This is a genomic window from Paraburkholderia tuberum STM678, assembly GCF_902833905.1.
Taxonomy (GTDB): domain Bacteria; phylum Pseudomonadota; class Gammaproteobacteria; order Burkholderiales; family Burkholderiaceae; genus Paraburkholderia; species Paraburkholderia tuberum.
In genome coordinates this window covers 163138-183994 of record NZ_CADFGP010000006.1, presented here as the reverse complement: position 1 = coordinate 183994, position 20857 = coordinate 163138, and the positions used below count along the sequence as shown (strand labels likewise).

Genomic DNA, 20857 nt, shown 5'->3' with positions numbered 1-20857 from the left:
TAAGCGCTTAATCAGCATGACCGAAAAATCGATCGCAAGGCGATCGTTGGTCTGTCTCCGATATCGTTTTGTACGTTGTTCGATGACAGATGTTGCCGCGCCTCGCGCCGCGACGCAAATGTCGGACAGCCATCCCAAATACTGACCACATCATGCCCACACTCAGCGAAGTCGCGCGCCATGCCGGCGTCACGCCAGCGACCGTGTCCAACGTGCTGCGCAAGCGCGGCCGCGTTGGCGAAACGACCCGGCAACGCGTGCTCGAGGCAGTCGCGGCGCTCGGCTATCGCCCGCATCTCGCCGCACGCGCGCTCGCCGAGGGCCGCGCGCCGACGCTCGCGCTGATGGTGTCGAGCATCGCGAATCCGTTCTATCCGGAGTTCGCGCTCGCGGTCGAACGCGCTGCGCGCACGAGCGGCCACTTCGTGATCATCTGCAATACCAACGATGATCCGCTAAGCGGCCGCGCGTACCTCGACCAGATCGCCGGCACCTTGTCCGAAGGCGTGCTCGTGACCAACGCGAACCTCGATTTCGCCGATCTGCACGAGACCGAAGCGCGCGGGACGCCGGTCGTGCTGTGCATGTGGGAGCGGCCCACCGAGCCGCCCGGGCTGCCGTGCGTCGCGGTCGATTTCCGGCTGGCCGGCAAGCTGGCCGGCGAGCATCTGCTGGAGCTCGGGCATCGGCGCTTTGGTGCGATCGTCGGCAGCAAGGTGTCGGGCATTCACGCGGCGCGCTTCGAAGGTTTCGTCGACGCGTTGCGCGCGGCCGGTGTGACGAGAAATCGCGTGCGACACGCGGCCGACACGATCCACGGCGGCTACCTGGCGGCCCGCGCGCTGCTTGAAGCCGATCCGCAACTCAGCGCGATCTTCGCGACCAACGATTTGCCTGCCCTCGGCGCGATGCACGCGGCCGCGGATCTGGGCCTGCGCGTGCCGGACGATCTGTCCGTGATCGGCATCACCGACATCCAGCTCGCGCGCGAGTCGCGCCCCGCACTGACGACGGTGGCGGTGCCGACGGTCGAGGTCGCTGGACTTGCAGTGGAACTGCTGCGCGAGCTGATCGAGACTTCGTACGGACAGCCGGGACGCGCCGCGCGGGACATGCCGGCGCCCGTGCCGATGCGGATTTCGTCCGAGCCGAAACTGGTCGTGCGCGCATCGACGGCCGCACCGCGTTCGGGTTGATGTGGCGGTTACAGCCGCGCCGCAAGGTTGCAGTAACGCGCAATTGCGCGGGCACACCGATGCGTGGCGCGAACGACACCTGTGCGAACGTCCGGACGCGCGCCTGGACCGTTTCGCATGCGAGCGCGGCCAACGCCGCGGTGACCAGAAAGTCGTCGCTGCCACCAGTGCGAAGGCATGGGTCTCTCCGAAAAGTTCGCATTCAGTCGCCGCGCGCAAGCGCTGTTCCGCCGCAACCTCTCGCAAACATTCAGCGCCCACTGAAAAAGCGCGTTACGCACCTCGAATTGCGTTGAAAAACCACCGCTGACATTTCAACCCGCTTTCAGACGGGCCAGGACTTTCCCCAAGCCGAGAAGCGCCGCTTCGCACTGCAGCACAGCGCGAAAGCGTTACGACACAAGGCTCTCAGCCTGCACGCGGTTCGCGGCGCGGCGAATTTCCGCGTTCACATTTCCTTGACGAGCGGTCGCGCGCCTGCTGTACTAAATCAACCAAAGTGATTTAGGCGATTTCCTTCGGACCATATTACGTCGAAGCGTCATCGTCAACGTCAAGCCCGCAGCTTCGCAGTTTCGATCTATCTGCAGTCCCATACGTCGTTGCCAATAACCGGAGGAGCGTCTCATGAATCTGAATTCCCACAGGCGTCCTGTCGCCAGGACAATCGCGTCGATGTGCGCCGCGGCAGCGGCGCTGTGGTGCGCAAGCGCGAGTCAGGCCGCCGACCAGCCCGTCATCGGCCTGATCACGAAGACCGATACGAACCCGTTCTTCGTCAAGATGCGTCAGGGCGCGGACGCGGCCGCGTCGAAAGACGGCGCGAAACTGATCACGGCCGCCGGCAAGTTCGACGGCGACAACGCGAGTCAGGTCACCGCGATCGAAAACATGATGACGGCCGGCGCGAAAGCAATCCTGATCACGCCGAGCGACACCAAGGCGATCGTGCCGAGCATCAAGAAGGCGCGCGCGGCCGGTGTGATGGTCATCGCCCTCGATACGCCGACCGATCCGCAGGACGCAACCGACGCCCTGTTCGCCACCGACAACTTCAAGGCCGGCGTGCTGATCGGCAAATATGCGAAGGCCGCGTTGAACGGCAAGCCCGCGAAGATCGCCACGCTCGATCTCGCGCCGGGCGTGTCGGTCGGCGTGCTGCGCCACAACGGCTTCCTCGAAGGCTTCGGCATCAAGGAAGGCGATCCGTCGATCGTCTGCAGCCAGGACACGCGCGGCGATCAGGCGAAAGGTCAGACGGCGATGGAAAACTGCCTGCAGAAAGCGCCCGACATCAACGTGGTCTACACGATCAACGAACCGGCCGCGGCCGGCGCGTATCGCGCGCTGAAGGCGGCGGGTAAGGACAAGGGCGTGATGATCGTGTCGATCGACGGCGGTTGCGAAGGCGTGCGCAACGTGAAGGCCGGCGCGATCGCGGCGACCTCGCAGCAGTATCCGCTGAAGATGGCCGCGCTCGGCGTCACCGCCGGCGTCGACTACGCGAAGACCGGCAAGAAGGTGTCCGGTTATCACGACACCGGCGTCACGCTGATCACCGACAAGCCGATGTCCGGCATCGACAGCAAAGACACGAAGTTCGGCCTCGACAACTGCTGGGGCAACAAGTAACGCGCATTGCATAGCAGCCCGTTGCGCGTCGCACCGGGCCGCCAATTGAGTTGCCGCGTGACCTTCATGTCACGCTCATGTACCGAGGACTGCCATCATGTCGACCCCTTCCGCGCCCGCCGGCCGGCCGCGCCCGTCTTTCACCGAGCACCTGCCGTCGCTGTCCGAAATCGGACCGCTGATCGCGCTGGTGCTGGCCTGCGCATTCTTTGTCTCGCAGAGCAGCCGCTTTCTATCGTTCCAGAACCTGTCGCTGATCCTGCAACAGACGATGGTCGTCGCGGTCATCGCGATCGGCCAGACACTGATCGTGCTGACCGGTGGCATCGATCTGTCCTGCGGCATGGTAATGGCCTTCGGCTCGATCATCATGACGAAGTTCGCGGTCGTGCTCGGCGTGCCGCCGATCCTCGCGATTCTGTGCGGCATCGGCGCCAGCACCTTGTTCGGCTTATTGAACGGTCTGTTGATCACGCGCATCAAGTTGCCGGCGTTCATCGTCACGCTGGGTACGCTGAACATCGCGTTTGCGCTCACGCAGATCTACTCGAACGCGGAAAGCGTGTCGAACCTGCCCGATGCGATCATGTTCCTCGGCAGCACGTTCAGGCTCGGACCGGCGGAAGTCACGTACGGCACCGTGCTGACGCTGCTGATGTATCTGGGCACGTGGTTCGTGCTGCGCGACACGGTGCCCGGCCGGCATCTGTACGCGCTCGGCAACAACGCCGAGGCCGCGCGACTGATGGGCCTGTCGTCGCAGCGGATTCTGCTGACCGTCTACACGCTTGCCGGCGCGATCTACGGCATCGCCGCGCTGCTGTCGGTAGCGCGCACCGGTGTCGGCGATCCGCAGGCCGGGCAAACCGAGAACCTCGACAGCATCACCGCGGTCGTGCTCGGCGGCACGAGTCTGTTCGGTGGACGCGGCTCGATCGTCGGCACCTTGCTTGGAGCGCTGATTGTCGGCGTATTCCGTAACGGCCTGACGCTGATCGGTGTTTCCTCGGTGTACCAGGTATTGATCACCGGCATCCTCGTGATTCTCGCGGTCGCCGCCGATAAACTCTCGCACCGCGGCCGTTGATCCCGCACAGGAGCCCTCTCATGTTGACCTCCGCCTCCCCTTCCACGTCCGCTGCGATGCCGGTTCTGCAGGCACGCGGGCTCGTCAAACGTTACGGCAACGTGACCGCGCTCGACGGTTGCGATTTCGAAGTGCTGCCCGGCGAAATCCTCGCGGTGATCGGCGACAACGGCGCGGGCAAATCGTCGCTGATCAAGGCGCTCTCGGGCGCGACGGTGCCCGACGAAGGCGAGATTCTGCTCGACGGCAAACCGGTCAAGTTTCGCAGTCCGCTCGATGCGCGCGCACAAGGCATCGAGACCGTGTACCAGGAACTCGCCGTCGCGCCGGCGATGAGCATCGCCGAAAACCTGTTTCTCGCCCGCGAATTGCTGAAGCCCGGCTGGCGCGGCTCGCTGTTCAAGATGATCGACAAGCGCCGCATGCTCGACGAAGCGACCGCGGCCATGAAGGATCTGCAAATCGGCATTCGCTCGATGCGCCAGGCGGTCGAAACGCTGTCCGGCGGCCAGCGCCAGGGCGTCGCCGTTGCACGCAGCGCGGCATTCGCGCGCCACGTGGTGATTCTGGACGAGCCCACCGCCGCGCTCGGCGTGAAGGAAGGCAACATGGTGCTCGAACTGATCCGGCGCGTGCGCGAGCGTGGCCTGCCGGTGATTCTGATCAGCCACAACATGCCGCACGTGTTCGAGATCGCGGACCGCATCCATATCCAGCGGCTCGGCCGGCGCGCGGCGCTCGTTAATACGAAGGACGTGCACATGTCGGAAGCGGTCGCGATCATGACCGGGGCGAAGGAAGCCGACGTGAAGGCGATCGCATGACGCGCCGCCCAATCCGCTGAGCCACGAGGCCGGTACACGACAATGGACACCCCCAGCACCAGCAGGCGTTCGCCGGTCAAACGCACAGTCGGTTCGAATCAGGTCGGCATGCGGCAATTCAACGAGCGCATCGTGCTGCAAACGATCCGCTTGCATGGACCACTGCCGAAGGCCGAGGTCGGCCGCCTCACGCGTCTTTCGATGCAGACGGTGTCGATGATCGTCGACCGGTTGATCGCCGACGGCCTGCTCGAAAAGCACGCGCGCGTGCGCGGCAAGATCGGCCAGCCGTCGGTCCCGATCGCGTTGTGCGCGGACGGCGCGTACACGATCGGTATCAAGGTCGGACGCCGCAGTCTCGACGTGCTCGCGATGGACTTCGCCGGGCGCATCGTATGCCGCGACGTATTCGAGTATGCGTATCCCGATCCGCGCGCGCTGTTCCCCGCGCTCGAAAACAAACTCGCGCGCGTGAACCAGACGCTCGGCGCGAAGGCGGGCAAGGTGGTCGGCGTCGGTGTCGCGGCGCCGTTGTGGCTCGGCGGCTGGCGCGACTTTCTCGGCGCGCCGCCCGACGCGCTCGATGCCTGGAACGACATCGATCTGCGCGCGCGCATCGCGACGATAACCGGCCTGCCCGTCGAGTTCGCCAAGGACACCACGGCCGCCTGCGCGGCCGAACTCGTGATGGGCCAGGGCCGCGGCATCCACAACTTCCTGTATCTGTTCGTCGGCACCTTCATCGGCGGGGGTCTCGTGATCGACGGACGTCTGCACGGCGGTCCGCACGACAACGCGGGCGCGGTCGGTTCGATCCCGCTGCGCGAAGGCGGCGCACGCAAACCCGCGCGGCAGTTGCTGCACGCGGCATCGGGCTTCGTGCTCGAACGACTGTTCAGCGATGCGGGCGCGCCGGCGGCCGCGGCGCATGATCATCGCGCGTTGTCGCCCGAGTTGTGGCGGCATACCGAGCGATGGCTCGACAGCGCGTGCCCGGCGATCGCGAACGCGCTAACCAATGCGGCCGCGTTGCTCGATCTCGAAGCCGTCGTGATCGACGGCGAGTTCGACCGGCTACTGCTGCGCGAGATCATTCGCCGCACCGAGCGCGTGCTCGATCGTTTCGAATGGGAAGGGATGGTGCGGCCGCAATTGCTCGAAGGCGCGATCGGCGCCGATGCCCGCGCGATGGGCGGTGCGATTCTGCCGCTATATGCGCATTTCGCGCCGGTGCATGAGCTGTTCCTGAAGCCGGCGGCGTCGGAGACGGGTTATAACGAGCGGTGAGCGATTCACTGCGCGGCAACTTTCGTCGCCGCGGGCGTCGATCCCGCCGGCGCCGCGATCGCGGTTTTCTGAACCGGCTTGTCGAGCAACGGCTGCAACGCCGGTGCCATCGACTTGAGCAACTGCACCGCCAGCGCACTCGTGAAGTCGTAACGCGCGGCATACGGCTCGTGCACCCACGCGGTCAACGTGCCGTAGAAGCGGTCGCCGAGCGCGAACACGAAGGTCGCGCTGCGATTCACCTTGCGCGACTCGATCAACCGCGCGCCCTTCGCGTACACGTTCAAGCGCTGATCGCCGGTGCCGGTCTTGCCATAGACTTCGAGCGTTTCGCCGTTCGGGAACGTCATGCCTTGCGCGAGACGCCTCGCGGTGCCACCCGTCACGACGTCGCGCAACAGCATCCGCACCTCCCCGGCAATCTCCGGCGACACCTGCTGCTGCGGCGCGACCACCGCGCGCCTGAAATGCGTTTCGTACGGCGTGTCCTTCGCGAAGTCGATTTGCGTCAGCGTTTCGGTCGGCACCTTGTTGCCGCCGTTCGTGATCACGCCGATCAGTTGCGCGAGCGCCGCCGGACGATCGCCCGACGCGCCGATCGCCGCCGCATACGACGGCGTCAGCGACGCGAACGGATAGCCGAGCGCCTGCCACGATTTGCCGATCGCGTCGTAGGCGCGCAGCTCGACCATGCGCTTGATGCGGTGATCCTGGGTCACGTGATAGCGCGTCTTGAAGAGCCACGAGTAAGTCGACAGGCGCACGTCCTGGCTCGCGGCTTCGATCTGCGCCAGCGTCGCATCCGGATGCGAGCGCAGGTAGTTCAGCGTCCATAGTTCGAGCGGATGCACACTCGAAATATAGCCGCGGTCGTTCAGGTTGAAGCGGTTGATGCCGTACTTGTCGTACAGAATCGCGAGATCTTCGTCGTCGAGCATCGAAGCCGCCGGCGTGTTCTTCAGCGCCGCGTACATCAACTTGTTGAACCACGCGTTCGATTGATCCGGCGCGACGCTGCGCAACGCGGTCGCCACTTTCGGGGGCGACTTGCGCACCCCGAGCAGCAATAGCGTGATCTGCTGATCAGGGGTCTTGCCGTGGTACTTCGTGTAGAAACGCTTCATGTACACGCGGCTTTCCTGATCGGCGAAACGCGTCAGGTACATCTTGCGGGTCGCCGGATCGCCGAGCCATTGCGACGACGGCCCGGTGGTCTGCACCATTTCATAGTGCACGATATCGCGCATCAGCCGCACGAACACGAGGTTCACCGAATGCTGGAACGCGCGATGCACGGTCAGGATGCGGCTGTTGTCGTCGGACTCGAAGTTCGTGAAGGTCTGCGCGCCGCCGCCCGTAAAGAACGTTTCGCCCGGGCTCGCCGAGTATTTACGCTCGACGGCGGCGTCGAGCATAGGCTGCAGCGAATGGTCGCGCGTGTGCAGCAGATAGTCGATCGCCCAGCGCGTCAGCCGATCGTTCGGATCGGGCGTGATCGCCTTCAGCTGGGCATTGCTCAGCGATGCGTAACGTGTGTGCAAATCGGTGACGATCTGCAGATACGTGATGACGGTGCGCAGTTTCGCGGTCGAGCCGAGGTTCAGGCGCGCGCCGGAATTGATGTCGAACGGCTGGTTCACGCTATCGGTCTGCACGCGCACGAGGTTCGCGTCGCCGTGCCGCTCGAACAGCGTGAAGCTGTAGGCGATATGTGACGGATCGTCGGACCCGCGCAACATTTCGTAGCCGACGAGACCCGCGGCCTTCGCGCCGTCTTTCGTCGCGGCGGCGGCGAGGCGCTCGGCAACGGCTTGTTGCACGTCATTGTTCAGCGTGCCTGTCGCCTGTACGTCGAGGCGGTCCAGTTCATAGAAACTACGCACGCCGAGCGCGGCGAGCAGATGCGAGCGCATCGACGTGACGGCCTTGCGCGACACGAACGAACCGAGATCCGGTGTGCTGCGCGGCGCGCGATGCAGTTCGACGTGCGCCGCCAGCGCCGCGTCGCGCAACTGCTCAGTGATCACGCCGCCACTCGCGAGCAGCCGCATGTAGCTGTCGGTCAGCCGTTCGAGCTCGGGATAGCCGCGCTGCAGAAAAAACGACGGCGCGCGCTGCGCGATCATCAGCGACAGCACTTCGCGAAACGCCAGACCCTGGTCGGGCAGATTTGCATCGGTCGACGGCGCCTTCAGCAGCCGGTTGGTCTCGCGGAAATCGCGCCCATACCAGGCGGCGAGCCCATCGCCGATACCGTTGATTTCGCCGACGCCGGGCTGCGCGGCAAGCGGCACCGAGTTCAGATAATGGACCACGATCTGTTCGCGCGCGGGCAGCGTTTGCGGTCCGTTCAGATAAGCGCGCACCGACGCCGACGCGATTTGCCGCAGCTTTTCCGGCGGCGTCGCGGTGCGGCCCCCCGCCGAGTGACGGAATTTCTCGATCTGCGTCGCGAGCGTGCTGCCGCCGGGCGTCTGTTGATGACGATTGAACACGCGCGCGCCCTGGTCGACGAGCGCGCGGCTGAAGCGCCCCCAGTCGATCGCCGGATTGCGGTTCGGCTGATCCGGATCGAGCAGATAGCGGTCTTCGATGAACAGCAGCGAGTTCACCACGAGCGGCGGAATCGCGCCGAAGCTGTCGTACACGCGACCGGGAAACTGAGCGCTGTATAGCGGCACGCCGGTGCCGTCGAACAATTGCAGGCCGGCCGTGTCTTTTTCGTCGTAAGGCAGGAACAGGCCATCATCGGCTAGCGAAAGCATGCGTTCTGAATCGCGCGCCTGCGAGCTGATTTCGAAGCCATGTTGCAACAGACGCTGCTGGATAGCCGGCAACAGCGCGTAGCCGAGGCGCGCGTCGTACGGGCCCTTGTCGGCTTGCGGAAAGCGGATGGAATGACTGGGACCGTCGGTGACCGAAAAAGCGACGTCGCGGGTCAGCTCGGAAAGGTACCGCGCCTGCAGTCGCGAGGTCTCGATCTCGATCTGCACGAGCCGCGCAATCAGCGCCACCGCGAGCAGCAAAAACGCGCCAAGCCCCCATTTGAGCCAACGCCAACTCCGCACGGTCACGGTGCTGGTCACGCGAAGCGGAAACCGAAGCGGTGGCCGATTCATGGCTGCTCTCCCCGAGCGATGGCCAGGGTGTCGAGCCTGGCTCAGTTCATTCAAAGCAGTGTAGCTCGGAACGAGAAACCCTCATCGGTTCGGATTGATGCGACAGTGTCGCGGCTACAACACCTGCTGGCGTCGGATGACAAAGCGCGAACCGGCATGAGATATTGAAGCTCTTTTCACACCAATAACAAACCGCCTTTTCGGGCGGTTTTGCCGTTTCTGGCGGGCCTTGCCGAAAGAAAGTCGCTTTTTGGCTGGCATTCTTACCGGCAACCGGGCGGACGGCTGGGCAACTTGTTTACGGCGCGCCTAAATTCGCGCTTTCGTCTGTGCACGCAACAGCGCGATAAACCGTTCCGCCGGCGGCGACAGCACGCCGCCCTTGCGCGTGACGATGCCGAACGTCTGCGATGGCGATTTGAGCCTGACCGGCACGACGCGCAGCATCTTGTGCCGCACGAACGGCCCAGCAATTGCACTCGGCAGCAGCGAAACGAGTTCGGCGCTGCTTTGCAGCAGTGCAACTGTCACGAATGTGGAAGCCGTCGAAATCGGATTGTCGGGCATGTCGAGGCCGGCGAGATCCATCTCGCGTTCGAGCAGCGCATGCAGCGGCATGTGTGACGGATACATGACCCAGCGATGCCCGGCGAGATCGCGCAACATCATCTCGCGGCGCGGCAACGGCGCATGCTGATAACCGACCACCACCGCCAACGGCTCGTCGCCGAGCGGACGATACTGATACTTCGACGGATCGGCCGCGACCGCCGCTCGGCCGACCACCAGATCGAGCCGCCCGTCGTCGAGCTGCGCGAGCATTCGTGCGCTGGTGTCCTCGACCACTTCGATCGACAGACCCGGTTGCGCCGCATGCAATTGATTCAGCGCGGGCACCACGCAGTCGGGAATCGCGCCCATGATCGCGCCGAGCGCGAGCCGCCCGCCGCGCCCCGAACGAATTTCGGCGACGTCCTGGCAGAGCGCGGTCAGGTCCGACGTCACGACGCGCGCATATCGGATCACGCAATGACCGAGCTGGTTCGGGATCATGCCGCTTTTCGAGCGCTCGAAAAGCGGCGCGTCGAGCATCGATTCGAGCTCCTGCAGCGCCTTGCTCGCCGCCGATTGCGTCATCGACATCACGCCGGCCGCTTTGTGCAGCGATTTGTGATCGTCGAGCGCGATCAGCAGATGCAGCTGCTTCATGCGCAGCTTCGACAGCAGGACGCTGAGCGTGTCTTTCATCGGTGGGGTGAGTCGCAAAAGCGATCACGATATGGAAACAATTCAATATACCCGCGAGGCCCAGCGCCGTATAGTCGCCGAAGGAGACATTTATCCAGTTGCGCCGCCCGTTCGCGGGCTCGAGCGCAATCCTTCCATCCTCGTACGGACCACATCGCCATGAGCCAAGCGTCACACTCTCCCGCCCTGCGCGGCGTCTTCCCCGTCGTGCCGACGATCTTCGACGACGCCGGGCGTCTCGACCTCGAAGGCCAGAAGCGCTGCCTCGATTTCATGATCGACGCCGGCTCGAACGGCCTGTGCATTCTCGCGAACTTCTCCGAGCAGTTCGCGCTGTCCGACGACGAGCGCGACACACTGATGCATCTCGCGCTCGAACACGTCGCGGGCCGCGTGCCGGTGATCGTCACGACCACGCACTTCAGCTCGTACCAGTGCGCGGAGCGCAGCCGCGCAGCGCAGGCCGCGGGCGCCGCGATGGTGATGGTCATGCCGCCGTATCACGGCGCGACGATCCGCATCGGCGAGCGCGGCATCTACGAGTTCTATCGTACGGTGTCCGATGCCATCCAGATTCCGATCATGATCCAGGACGCGCCGGTCAGCGGCACGCCGTTGTCCGCGCCGTTCCTCGCTCGCATGGCGCGCGAGATCGACAACGTGTCGTACTTCAAGATCGAAACGCCGCAGGCCGCGAACAAGCTGCGCGAGCTGATCGAACTGGGCGGCGACGCGATCGTCGGTCCGTGGGACGGCGAGGAAGCAATCACGCTGATGGCCGACCTCGATGCGGGCGCGACCGGTTCGATGACGGGCGGCGGTTATGCCGATGGCATCCGCCTGATCGTCGATGCCTATGCGGCCGGTGATACCGAGGCCGCCGCCGTGCACTATCAGCAGTGGCTGCCGCTGATCAACTACGAGAATCGCCAGGGCGGCCTCGCATCGTGCAAGGCGCTGATGAAGGAAGGCGGCGTGATCGGTTCGGACGCGGTGCGTCACCCGCTGCCGCAGATGCATCCGGCGACGCGCGAAGGACTGTTGAAGATCGCACGCCGGCTCGATCCGCTGGTGTTGCGCTGGGGTCGATAACGCAGAACGAAGCGCGGCGGGGCGCCTGTCGACGTGCGCGCTCACGCGGGCTGGACGGGCACACGCGATTGCCGCTAACCTAGGGCGTGTCCACAAGCTCGCGCCCCATGCAAAGTTTCTACGAAGCCACCGTCACCCGCTCCTCCGCCTACGCGCCGCTCAACGGCCGACGCAGCGCGCACGTCTGCATCGTCGGCGGCGGACTTGCGGGACTCTCCACCGCGCTGGGACTCGCCGAACGCGGCGTCGAAGACGTCGTCGTGCTCGAGGCGCAGCAGGTCGGCTTCGGCGCATCGGGACGCAACGGCGGCTTCGTGTTCGGCGGCTACAGCCTCGATTGCGCCGACCTGCTGAAGACGCTCGGGCCGACTCGCGCGCGCGAACTCTATGCGCTGACCACCGACGCGGTCGAGCTGATGCGCAAGCGAATTGCGCGCTATCGGATCGATTGCGACGCGACCGATGCCGGCGTGATCCTCGCGAACTGGTTCGACGAACCTGCGCGTCTCGAAGCGCAACGGCGTCTGATGCGCGATTCGTTCGGCGTCGACTGGGAACCGATCGCTGCCAACCAACTCGCCGCGCAACTGAAAACGAGCCGCTATCACGGCGGCCTGTTCGAGCGCAACGCGTTCCATTTTCATCCGCTCAAGTACGTTGTCGGCGTCGCCGCGGCGGCCGCGCAAGCGGGCGTGACGATACACGAGCGCTCGCCGGCCGTCAGCTTGCGGCGCGACGGCGCGGGCTTCGTCGTCGAGACGCCGCAAGGTGCGCTCGACGCGCGTCACGTCGTGATGGCGGGCGGCGGCTATGCACGCAACGTGTACGCGCGCGTCGAGCGCGCGGTGCTGCCTATCGCCACCTACGTGATGGCAACGGAGCCGCTCGGCGAACGCTTGCACGACGCAATCGCCACACGCGCCGCGATCTATGACACCCGCTTCGCGTTCGACTACTACCGCCCGTTGCCCGACACGCGCATCCTGTGGGGCGGCCGCATCTCCGTGCGCGACCGCGAGCCCGAGGCGATCGCGCGTCTGTTGCGACAGGACCTGCTGAAGGTCTATCCGCAGTTGCGCGACGTGCGCATCGAGCACGCATGGGGCGGCCTGATGAGCTACGCGCGACACAAGATGCCGCAGATCGGCCAAAGCACGGACGGCGTCTGGTACGCGGTCGGTTTCGGCGGACACGGCATGGCGCCGACCACGGTGTCGGGCGAACTGCTGGCCGCGGCTATCTCCGGTGAACGGCCGGTGCCCGACGCGTTCGCGACCTTCGGCCTCGCGCGCACGTACGGCCCGCTCGGCCTCGCGGCCGCGCAGCTCACGTACACCGCGATGCAAACACGCGACGCACTCGCCGCGCGCCGCCGACCCACGCGCCCGGTCGCGTAAGCGCCACGCAAGCTCCTTCGAGATGCCTTCGTCGATGCCCGGGACCCACGCCAGAGGCCCGTTTCGCCATGCTAGAATGCGCCGTCACTGCCGCTCGAAACCACAATGAAAAAGGGAAGCAAGGCCGCCGAGCCTGATACCAACGGCATCGTGTCTGGCACGCCGCACGCCGACGCGCGACGTACCGGCGCCAGGCGTACCGACGCCCCGCGTGTGGACGCCCCACGCAAATACGATCCCGAGCAGACTAAGCGCAACATCCTCGACGTCGCGACCCAGGAGTTCTCCGCGATGGGGCTGACGGGTGCCCGCGTCGACGCGATCGCGGAACGCACGAACACCACCAAGCGCATGCTGTACTACTACTTCGGCAGCAAGGAAGGGTTGTACCAGGCGGTGCTGGAAAAGGTGTATGGAGACATTCGCGCGCTCGAACAGGACCTGCACATCAGCGAACTCGATCCGGTCGAAGGCATGCGCGCGCTGGTCGAATTCACGTTCGACTACCACGACCGCCAGCGCGATTTCGTGCGCCTCGTGACGATCGAAAACATTCACGGCGCGAAGTACGTCGAGCAGGTCAAGACGTTCAAAGGACGCAACGTCACCGTGATTCACACGATCGAGGATCTGCTCGCGCGCGGCATCGCGGCGGGCCAGTTCCGCAGCGACATCGATCCGATCGATCTGCATCTGATGATCAGCTCGCTGTGTTTCCATCGCGTGGGCAACCGGCATACGTTCGGCACCGCGTTTGGGCGCGATCCGTCGCATCCGCGGCTGCGGGCGCGGCATCGGGCGATGATCGTCGATGCGATCTTGCGGTTCGTGAAGAAGGACGATTGACGCCGGTTGCGCGGCGACCGGCTGAAATGGAAACGGGATGTGGTGAAAGCCACATCCCGTTTTTTATCGCTTCGAGAAACGCAGCGCGTTCAGCGGCTTACTGCCCCGGCAAACCGGTGACGGCAGTCGACGTGGTTGCCGCCGCACCGCGACGACAACCGGGGATTCGAAGGGAACTACGACCGTCACATCAAGCGACGGCTCAGCGGGAAGACTCAATCCACCAGCACGATCCGCTTGATATCGCCGACGACGAAGATATACGACAGCGCGCCGATCAACGCGATGACACCGATAAACACCAGCGCGCCCACGAACGAACCGGTCGCCGCGACGATCAGGCCCACCACGAGCGGCGTCACGATACCCGCCAGGTTCGCGGCGAAGTTGAAGATGCCGCCGGTCACGCCGAGCAAGCCCTCGGGCGCGATATCCGACACCAGCGTCCAGCCGAGCGCGGCCATGCCCTGCGCGAAGAACGCCACCGACAGAATCGCGATCACCACGACGTTGCTCTCGACATAGTTGGCGAGAATGATCGTCGACGCGAGCAGCAGACCCGCGATGATCGGCAGCTTGCGCGCGACGTTCGGCGATTTGCCGCGGCGCAGCAGCCAGTCGGAGAACACGCCGCCGAACATCACGCCGATCGAAGCCGCGATGAACGGCATGATCGCGAAGAAGCCGATCTTCAGCCACGCCATATGACGTTCGGTGGCGAGATACGTCGGGAACCACGTGAGGAAGAACACCAGCGTCGAATTGCCCGCGAACTGGCCGAGGCAGATGCCGGTCAACTGGCGATGCTTGAGCAGTTGGCCAATCGTGCCCCATTGGAAGCCGCTCTTCTTCGATGCCGCCGTATCGGCTGCACCCGCGGCTGCACCCGCGGCCGCACCCGCGACATCCTTGTTGCGTTGCGTGAGACCGCCGCCCGCCTCGATATAGTCGAGCTCTTCCTGATTCGCCGACGGATGATCGCGCGGCTCGCGATACAGCAGCCACCACACCACGCCGAACGCGATACCGACGCCGCCGACCACGAGGAACAGCGAGCGCCAGCCGAATGCGCCCATCAGCATGAACAGGAACGGGCTGAAAAACGCGAGGCCGATATATTCGCCGACCGTGTAGGTGCCGGTCGCCATCGCGCGCTCGCTTTGCGGAAACCACGTGGCGACCACGCGGCTATTGGTCGGAAAGCATGGCGCCTCCGAAACGCCAAGGCCGAGACGGAAGGCGAACAGCCCGCCGATGCTCCCCACGAGCCCTTGCGCGAGCGTGCAGAGCGACCAGAACGTCATCGACAGGAAGTAGGTGAGCTTGCTGCCGAAGCGGTCGAGAAACAGGCCGCCCGGAATCTGCGAGGCCACGTAGCTCCACGAAAACACGGAGAACAGCAGGCCCATCAGCGCGGCGTTGATGCCGAGCTCCTTCGTCAGCTGCGGTGCCGCGATGCCGAGCACGGTGCGGTCGAGATAGTTGATCATCGTGCCAACCGCGAGCAGCGCGAGGATCTTGTAACGGGCCTTCGAACGGCGCGCGGGGCTCGCCGCCTTGTTCTGCGCGGGCGAGCCCGCGGAGCTGGATTGGAACGATTGCGTCATGGCGTGCTTGTCTCCTCGATCAGCTTGGGTGCCGGTCTCTACGCGGCCGGTTAGCGTTGCAACAACGATTGAAAGTGGGTGTAGACGCGCTCGGCGTCCGGCTCGAGGCCCGTGAAAATACGCATGGCGTCGACCGCCTGGTAGACCGCCATGCCGCCGCCACTCAGCGTGCGGCAGCCAAGCGCCTCGGCCGCCTGCAGCAGCGCGGTGCGAATCGGGAAATAGACGATGTCGGCGACCCACAGGTCGCGGTGCAGCAATTCGGCCGGCAGCGGCAGGCCCGGCATTTTAGCCATACCGGTCGGGGTAGCGTGAATCAGGCCTTGCGCGGCGCCGAGCGAATCTTCGAGCGACGTGCCCGCGCTGACCTTGGCTTTCGGGAAACGCGCCTGCAACTCGTCGGCGAGCGACTGCACGCGGGCGGCATCGACGTCGAACAGCGTCAGCGACTGCGCGCCCATGTTCAGCGCCGCATGCGCGACCGCCGCGCCGGCGCCGCCGGCGCCAAGCTGCACGACGCGTTCCAGCGACACGTCCGGCAGGCCGCGCTGGAACGCGCGCGCGAAGCCGGACCAGTCGGTGTTGTGACCGATGCGCTTGCCGTCCTTGAACAGCACGGTGTTGACCGCGCCGAGCGCGCGGGCGTCGTCGGACAGTTCGTCGAGCAGCGGAATCACCGCCTGCTTGCACGGATACGTGATGTTCAGGCCGTTGTAACCCATCCGTTCGGCCGCCGTCAGCAGCTCCGGCAGCGCGGCGGTGTCGAGCTTCTGCGCATCGAGATCGATGCGTCGATAGACATAGTGCAGTCCGAGCTTGCTGCCCTCTTCCTCGTGCATCGCGGGCGTGAGCGAACCGCTGATGCCCGAGCCGATCAGGCCGACCAGAAAGGAGTGGGGAGTGGCCCGCAAGCTCGCCTGCGCATTGGCCAACGCGGCGATCTGCGCGTCGGTCCGGGAATTTTCCCGAGTGTTCGCTTGAGTGTTCGCTTGAGTGTTCATTTCGCCGCCCTATTCTTAAGAATCGTCGCCATCCGTTCCAGCGCGAGCACATAGCCCTGCGTGCCACAGCCGACGATGATCGCGTCCGCCACCGCCGACACGTACGAGTGATGCCGGAACGCTTCGCGCCGATGCACGTTCGAGATATGCACCTCGATGACGGGCTTTTCGATCGCGCTCAATGCGTCGGCGATCGCGACCGACGTATGGGTGTAAGCGGCCGGATTGATCACGACGCCGTCGACCTTGGTGCGCGCCGCGTGCAGCCAGTCGATCAGCTGATGCTCGGCGTTCGACTGGCAGAAGTCGATCGCGAGGTCGAGGCGCTCGCCCGCGTCGCGGCACAGCGTCGCGACGTCGTCGAGCGTTTGCGCGCCATAGATGGCCGGCTCGCGCGTGCCGAGCAGATTGAGGTTCGGTCCGTTCAGGACCAGTACGGAGGCAAAGCTCATGACAACGACTCCCGCAAAATAAGGCGCGACTCGAACCGCGGCACCCGCGGCGGTTCTTCGACGCATGGCGAAGTGTGCGCGCATCGGCCGTCGTCGTCATTCGGGGTTTCTACGAATTTGTACCATCTAGTTAGTTTGTATAGACTATCGAAACTCCCGGGTAGTGTGGGGTATTCTGGCCTGCGTCTTGCTTCAGTACGTAACGAACTAGCTCATTTTTGCGCATTGCAGCAAGCCCGGCAGGCCGCGCCACCAGGCGCGCCGCCGCGGTTTTTCTCTGAGTTCCCCCTCGTTTGTCCGTTTTTGCAGGAGCCGTTCATGCAACGTTCGATTGCCACCGTGTCGATTAGCGGCACCCTCGTCGAGAAGCTGAGCGCGATCCGCGCGGCGGGTTTCGAAGGTGTCGAAATCTTCGAGAACGACCTGCTGTATTTCGACGGCTCGCCCGCCGACGTGCGCCGCATCGCCGACGACCTCGGCCTGAAGATCATGCTGTTCCAGCCGTTTCGCGATTTCGACGGCGTCAGTCCCGAACGGCTCGAGCGTAATCTCGACCGCGCGAAGCGCAAGTTCGACGTAATGCACGAGCTAGGCACGGACCGCATCCTCGTGTGCAGCAACGTGTCGCCGGACACGATCTGCGACGACTCGCTGATGATCGACCAGTTGGGCGCGCTCGCCCGCGCGGCCGAAGCGGCTGGCGTGCTCGCCGGTTACGAAGCGCTCGCCTGGGGCAGGCACGTAAAGACCTATCGCCACGCGTGGAAGCTTGTCGACGCCGTGAATCATCCGAATCTCGGGCTCGTGCTCGACAGCTTTCATACGCTGTCGCTGAACGACACGCCCGACGCGATCGCCGACATTCCTGGCGAGCGCATCGCGTTCGTGCAGATCGCGGACGCGCCGAAGCTTGCGATGGACGTGCTCGAATGGAGCCGCCACTACCGCTGCTTCCCCGGCCAGGGCGACTTCGATCTCGCGAACTTCACCGCGCAGGTCGTCAAAGCTGGCTACAAGGGCCCGCTTTCGCTGGAAATCTTCAACGACGGCTTTCGCGCCGCCCCCACCACGATCACGGCCGCCGATGGCCATCGCTCGTTGTTGTTCCTCGAAGAGCAAACTCGCGCGTTGCTCGAAGAGCAACAGCAGCCGCGCAAAACGACAGGCGGCCTGTACCGCTCGCCCGCCGCTCCCGCGCACGTCGGCTATCAGTTCCTCGAATTCGCGGTCGATCACACCACGCGCACGCAGCTAGCCGACTGGCTCGGCAAGCTGCGCTTTCGCCAGGCCGGCCAGCATCGCTCGAAGGACGTAACGCTGTATCAGCACGGCGCGGCCTCGATCGTGCTAAACGCCGAGCCCGACTCGTTCGCAAACGCGTTTTTTCAGCAGCATGGTTTGTCGCTGTGCGCATCGGCGTTTCGTGTCGATGACGCGAGCCACGCATTCGAGCGCGCGGCCGGCTTTGGCTACGCGCCGTTCTCCGGCCAGATCGGGCCGAACGAGCGCGTGCTGCCGGCCGTGCAGGCGCCGGATGGCAGTCTCAACTATTTCGTCGACGAAACGCCCGATCAGCCCACGCTGTTCGAGGCCGATTTCGTGCTGACCGACGTCAACGGCCCGACCGAGGTGGGACCGCTCGAGCGCATCGATCACGTGTGTCTGTCGGTGCCGGCGAGTGCGCTCGATACGTGGGTGCTGTTTCTGCGCACCGCGTTCGGCTTCCTGGCCGAGCCGGGGGTGCTCGTTCCCGATCCGTACGGCCTCGTGCGCAGCCGCGCGCTGCGCAGCCCCGACGGCTCGGTGCGGATCGCGCTGAATGCATCGGTGGATCGCCATACGGCGGTGGCCGAGGCGCTGCACACGTATCACGGCTCCGGACTGAACCACGTCGCGTTCAGCACCGGCGACATCTTCAGCGCTCTCCCCGAGTTCGTCGCCGACGGCGTGCCGATCCTGCGCATTCCGCGCAATTACTACGACGACCTCGCGGCCCGCTACGCGCTGTCCGACACGCTGCTCGAAGCGATGCGCGCGAACAATATCCTGTACGACCGCGACGAACGCGGCGGCGAGTTTTTCCACGCTTATACGGAGCAACTCGACCAGCGCTTCTTCCTCGAGATCGTCGAGCGGCGCGGCGGCTATGACGGCTACGGCGCGGCCAATGCGGCGGTGCGGCTCGCGGCGCAGGCGCAGCGCCGCAAGTAACGGGCGGACACCGGAGGCACGACGGCGGCTTCGTCATTGGAAGTCGCCGCGTCGATACGGATTTCGTCTTTTCAGGCAGGCGACCTGCGTCCCCGATCGGGACAGGCTCGCCGTCTCGATATAATGGCGCCTGCTCAGCCGAATCCCCGAATCAACGCCAGGAGAGATATGAAGAAGTTCGCTGCAGTCCTGTCCCTTTCGCTACTGCTCAGCGCTTGCGCGTATTTCCAGAAAGACCCGGATTCCGGCGAACCCGTCACGGACACGACGACACAGCGTTCCGTCGATGACGTGGTCGCCTGTCTGACGCAGATGGCCAATCATCACAACGCCGCGTTCAAGTCGACCGGGATCCCGCAGGGTCAGATGCTCGACTTCGGCGACTCGAACGTCGTCAAGGTACGCAGCGACAACGGCGCGACAACTTACCGTTTCTATGCGGGCAAGCGTCATGTAAGCAACCTGTGGATCGAATCGGCAAGCAAAACCTGCGCGCCGTAAGGCTTTGTGGCGCATAAAGGCGAAGTTGCAGGCGCCGGAATCTGATCCATTGCAACGTTCATGTCACGGTGTTACAGGACAATGGAGTCTTAAGAATCGTTTAAGACTTCGTCCGCAAGATCCCCGGACATGTCCCCGCACGAGGTGCGCTCCATGAATCAGCCCGAAATCAACACCAACGAAACACCGGCCAAACGGCCTACTATCCTGCGCCGTCTGTTGAGCCATCACGAGCTCGCGACGCTGCTGCTGCTGCTGCACGCGCCGATCGATGCATCCGCAAAACCCGAAATTCCGCAGCTTTACGAAGCAGGTCTCGTCGAGACCGTTTCGAACGATGCGGGCACGCCGCATATCCGTCTGACGTCCGAGGGTAATGCGGTGTTGCGAGGGCTTGGGGTGAAGTAAGCAGATCGGCTCGCGACCCGGTCATCCGAGGCCGCGTCAGCGCTTTGCGTTGACGCGGCTTTTTTCTATTCAGGCACAGCCATTGAGCGTGGCCTACGTTTTTGGCGATAGATCAGACCGCCGCGCTTCTGCATCAGTTTCGTAGACATGCGAGGCATCTTTAAGAACGCTCCGATTGTCTGGCACCGACGTACACGCAATAGTCATTGCTCCGCCACCTCAGGGAATTCTGGAGCAAAAACCAATGACTGTAAGCTGTATCTTCGAGCTCAATCGGAAAGAAACTTCACGATTCGTCTGTTCAGGCTTTGGCGCGGTCGAGGCCTATTCAGGTCAGAGAGCCGGCAGGGACAATCCCGACAATGTCGCGGATGTGGATGTCGGCCCGATACCTCCCGGCAGGTACTACCTGATTGACCGCCAATCCGGCGGACGCATCGGGGGACTAAGGGACTTTATCGGTGAACACTTCGGAAGTAGTGATCGGCACAAATGGTTCACGCTGTGGAATCCTCACGGCGGCGACGTGACGATGATTCAAGGCATCCGGCGGGGTCAATTCCGCCTTCATCCCGAAGGGTCGAGGCATCTAAGCCAAGGTTGCATTACCGTAAAAGATCTGGCTGGCTTTGAGCGGCTGCAGCGCTATATCCGTCGGACTTCGCCAACGCTGCCAATACCAGGAACTAACATACGAGCTTACGGGCGAGTAGAAGTGCGATGAGAGACGCCCGATTGCTTCGATGGTGCATCAGTGCACTTGGGATATGGGTCGCATTAGGCACTGCACTCGCATGGGGCACGCAACAACTATCGTTCCAGATACCGTTATGGCTCGCCGGTTCCGTTCGATGGCTACTGCGTTGCCTATATCCCAATTGGGAGCCCGACGCCTACGATGTCGAGGCTTGGGGCAACTTTGTGCTGATCGTTTCGGGATATATCGTCG

General features: G+C 64.2%; 17 protein-coding genes. 12 read left to right on the top strand and 5 right to left on the bottom strand.

Annotated elements, in window-relative coordinates; all coding sequences use genetic code 11:
* Positions 1 to 152 precede the first annotated feature (152 nt).
* From HWY30_RS07335 to HWY30_RS07315, 5 genes are all read left to right on the top strand, one after another.
* On the top strand, positions 153 to 1196 hold the full coding sequence (locus HWY30_RS07335; RefSeq protein ID WP_090806892.1) for a LacI family DNA-binding transcriptional regulator: 1044 nt from the start codon (positions 153 to 155) through the stop codon (positions 1194 to 1196).
* Positions 1197 to 1823: 627 nt separating this feature from the next.
* Positions 1824 to 2828: a sugar ABC transporter substrate-binding protein gene (locus HWY30_RS07330; protein ID WP_090806894.1), complete on the top strand. Its 1005-nt coding sequence runs from the start codon at positions 1824 to 1826 to the stop codon at positions 2826 to 2828.
* A 97-nt stretch (positions 2829 to 2925) separates the two neighbouring features.
* Positions 2926 to 3915, top strand: a complete 990-nt coding sequence (locus HWY30_RS07325) for an ABC transporter permease (protein WP_090806896.1) — start codon at positions 2926 to 2928, stop codon at positions 3913 to 3915.
* A gap of 20 nt (positions 3916 to 3935) precedes the next feature.
* Positions 3936 to 4739 carry an ATP-binding cassette domain-containing protein gene (locus tag HWY30_RS07320; protein ID WP_208524305.1) on the top strand — a complete coding sequence of 268 codons (804 nt, stop codon included), beginning with the start codon at positions 3936 to 3938 and terminating at the stop codon, positions 4737 to 4739.
* 42 nt (positions 4740 to 4781) lie between these two features.
* Complete coding sequence (locus tag HWY30_RS07315; protein ID WP_090806900.1) at positions 4782 to 6026, top strand: ROK family transcriptional regulator; 1245 nt, start codon at positions 4782 to 4784, stop codon at positions 6024 to 6026.
* 5 nt (positions 6027 to 6031) lie between these two features.
* Here the strand turns inward: HWY30_RS07315 and HWY30_RS07310 are convergent, their stop codons facing one another.
* The gene (locus tag HWY30_RS07310) at positions 6032 to 9145 is read right to left on the bottom strand and encodes a transglycosylase domain-containing protein (RefSeq protein WP_090806902.1); all 3114 of its coding nucleotides are present in this window, start codon (positions 9143 to 9145) and stop codon (positions 6032 to 6034) included.
* A 309-nt stretch (positions 9146 to 9454) separates the two neighbouring features.
* On the bottom strand, positions 9455 to 10393 hold the full coding sequence (locus HWY30_RS07305) for a LysR family transcriptional regulator (RefSeq protein WP_090806904.1): 939 nt from the start codon (positions 10391 to 10393) through the stop codon (positions 9455 to 9457).
* Between the two features lie 159 nt (positions 10394 to 10552).
* On the opposite strand from HWY30_RS07305, the gene HWY30_RS07300 reads away from it, so the two are divergent.
* From HWY30_RS07300 to HWY30_RS07290, 3 genes are all read left to right on the top strand, one after another.
* Positions 10553 to 11485 carry a dihydrodipicolinate synthase family protein gene (locus HWY30_RS07300; RefSeq protein ID WP_090806906.1) on the top strand — a complete coding sequence of 311 codons (933 nt, stop codon included), beginning with the start codon at positions 10553 to 10555 and terminating at the stop codon, positions 11483 to 11485.
* 107 nt (positions 11486 to 11592) lie between these two features.
* Positions 11593 to 12882: an NAD(P)/FAD-dependent oxidoreductase gene (locus HWY30_RS07295; RefSeq protein WP_090806908.1), complete on the top strand. Its 1290-nt coding sequence runs from the start codon at positions 11593 to 11595 to the stop codon at positions 12880 to 12882.
* A 105-nt stretch (positions 12883 to 12987) separates the two neighbouring features.
* Positions 12988 to 13728 carry a TetR/AcrR family transcriptional regulator gene (locus HWY30_RS07290; protein ID WP_090806910.1) on the top strand — a complete coding sequence of 247 codons (741 nt, stop codon included), beginning with the start codon at positions 12988 to 12990 and terminating at the stop codon, positions 13726 to 13728.
* Positions 13729 to 13943: 215 nt separating this feature from the next.
* Here HWY30_RS07290 and HWY30_RS07285 read toward each other — a convergent pair whose 3' ends face one another.
* The 3 genes from HWY30_RS07285 to aroQ are packed head-to-tail and all read right to left on the bottom strand — an operon-like array spanning position 13944 to position 16788.
* Positions 13944 to 15335: an MFS transporter gene (locus HWY30_RS07285; protein WP_090806913.1), complete on the bottom strand. Its 1392-nt coding sequence runs from the start codon at positions 15333 to 15335 to the stop codon at positions 13944 to 13946.
* Between the two features lie 50 nt (positions 15336 to 15385).
* Complete coding sequence (locus HWY30_RS07280; protein ID WP_090806914.1) at positions 15386 to 16336, bottom strand: shikimate dehydrogenase; 951 nt, start codon at positions 16334 to 16336, stop codon at positions 15386 to 15388.
* A complete protein-coding gene (gene aroQ, locus HWY30_RS07275) occupies positions 16333 to 16788 on the bottom strand; it encodes a type II 3-dehydroquinate dehydratase (protein WP_090806916.1) in 456 nt (151 codons plus the stop codon). Before aroQ ends, HWY30_RS07280 begins: the two co-directional genes overlap by 4 nt.
* Before the next feature lie 318 nt (positions 16789 to 17106).
* Between aroQ and HWY30_RS07270 the strand changes: the two genes are divergently transcribed.
* From HWY30_RS07270 to HWY30_RS07255, 4 genes are all read left to right on the top strand, one after another.
* Positions 17107 to 18999 (top strand): bifunctional sugar phosphate isomerase/epimerase/4-hydroxyphenylpyruvate dioxygenase family protein, encoded by a 1893-nt coding sequence (locus tag HWY30_RS07270; protein ID WP_090806918.1) that lies wholly within the window; start codon positions 17107 to 17109, stop codon positions 18997 to 18999.
* A 168-nt stretch (positions 19000 to 19167) separates the two neighbouring features.
* Positions 19168 to 19500 (top strand): hypothetical protein, encoded by a 333-nt coding sequence (locus tag HWY30_RS07265; RefSeq protein WP_090806920.1) that lies wholly within the window; start codon positions 19168 to 19170, stop codon positions 19498 to 19500.
* A gap of 153 nt (positions 19501 to 19653) precedes the next feature.
* Positions 19654 to 19908, top strand: coding sequence for a hypothetical protein (locus HWY30_RS07260; protein ID WP_090810191.1), 255 nt, complete (start codon positions 19654 to 19656; stop codon positions 19906 to 19908).
* Positions 19909 to 20152: 244 nt separating this feature from the next.
* Positions 20153 to 20632, top strand: a complete 480-nt coding sequence (locus HWY30_RS07255; RefSeq protein WP_090806921.1) for a DUF2778 domain-containing protein — start codon at positions 20153 to 20155, stop codon at positions 20630 to 20632.
* Positions 20633 to 20857 lie beyond the last annotated feature (225 nt).

What these genes read in the sequence shown, in the direction of transcription:
- HWY30_RS07295 (WP_090806908.1), top strand. Translation starts at nt 11,593, where the DNA reads ATGCAAAGTTTCTACGAAGCCACCGTCACCCGCTCCTCCGCCTACGCG.
- HWY30_RS07265 (WP_090806920.1), top strand. Translation starts at nt 19,168, where the DNA reads ATGAAGAAGTTCGCTGCAGTCCTGTCCCTTTCGCTACTGCTCAGCGCT.
- HWY30_RS07310 (WP_090806902.1), bottom strand. Translation starts at nt 9,145, where the DNA reads ATGAATCGGCCACCGCTTCGGTTTCCGCTTCGCGTGACCAGCACCGTG.
- HWY30_RS07325 (WP_090806896.1), top strand. Translation starts at nt 2,926, where the DNA reads ATGTCGACCCCTTCCGCGCCCGCCGGCCGGCCGCGCCCGTCTTTCACC.
- HWY30_RS07315 (WP_090806900.1), top strand. Translation starts at nt 4,782, where the DNA reads ATGGACACCCCCAGCACCAGCAGGCGTTCGCCGGTCAAACGCACAGTC.
- HWY30_RS07285 (WP_090806913.1), bottom strand. Translation starts at nt 15,335, where the DNA reads ATGACGCAATCGTTCCAATCCAGCTCCGCGGGCTCGCCCGCGCAGAAC.
- HWY30_RS07270 (WP_090806918.1), top strand. Translation starts at nt 17,107, where the DNA reads ATGCAACGTTCGATTGCCACCGTGTCGATTAGCGGCACCCTCGTCGAG.
- HWY30_RS07330 (WP_090806894.1), top strand. Translation starts at nt 1,824, where the DNA reads ATGAATCTGAATTCCCACAGGCGTCCTGTCGCCAGGACAATCGCGTCG.
- HWY30_RS07260 (WP_090810191.1), top strand. Translation starts at nt 19,654, where the DNA reads ATGAATCAGCCCGAAATCAACACCAACGAAACACCGGCCAAACGGCCT.
- HWY30_RS07255 (WP_090806921.1), top strand. Translation starts at nt 20,153, where the DNA reads ATGACTGTAAGCTGTATCTTCGAGCTCAATCGGAAAGAAACTTCACGA.
- HWY30_RS07320 (WP_208524305.1), top strand. Translation starts at nt 3,936, where the DNA reads ATGTTGACCTCCGCCTCCCCTTCCACGTCCGCTGCGATGCCGGTTCTG.
- HWY30_RS07305 (WP_090806904.1), bottom strand. Translation starts at nt 10,393, where the DNA reads ATGAAAGACACGCTCAGCGTCCTGCTGTCGAAGCTGCGCATGAAGCAG.
- HWY30_RS07300 (WP_090806906.1), top strand. Translation starts at nt 10,553, where the DNA reads ATGAGCCAAGCGTCACACTCTCCCGCCCTGCGCGGCGTCTTCCCCGTC.
- aroQ (WP_090806916.1), bottom strand. Translation starts at nt 16,788, where the DNA reads ATGAGCTTTGCCTCCGTACTGGTCCTGAACGGACCGAACCTCAATCTG.
- HWY30_RS07290 (WP_090806910.1), top strand. Translation starts at nt 12,988, where the DNA reads ATGAAAAAGGGAAGCAAGGCCGCCGAGCCTGATACCAACGGCATCGTG.
- HWY30_RS07280 (WP_090806914.1), bottom strand. Translation starts at nt 16,336, where the DNA reads ATGAACACTCAAGCGAACACTCAAGCGAACACTCGGGAAAATTCCCGG.
- HWY30_RS07335 (WP_090806892.1), top strand. Translation starts at nt 153, where the DNA reads ATGCCCACACTCAGCGAAGTCGCGCGCCATGCCGGCGTCACGCCAGCG.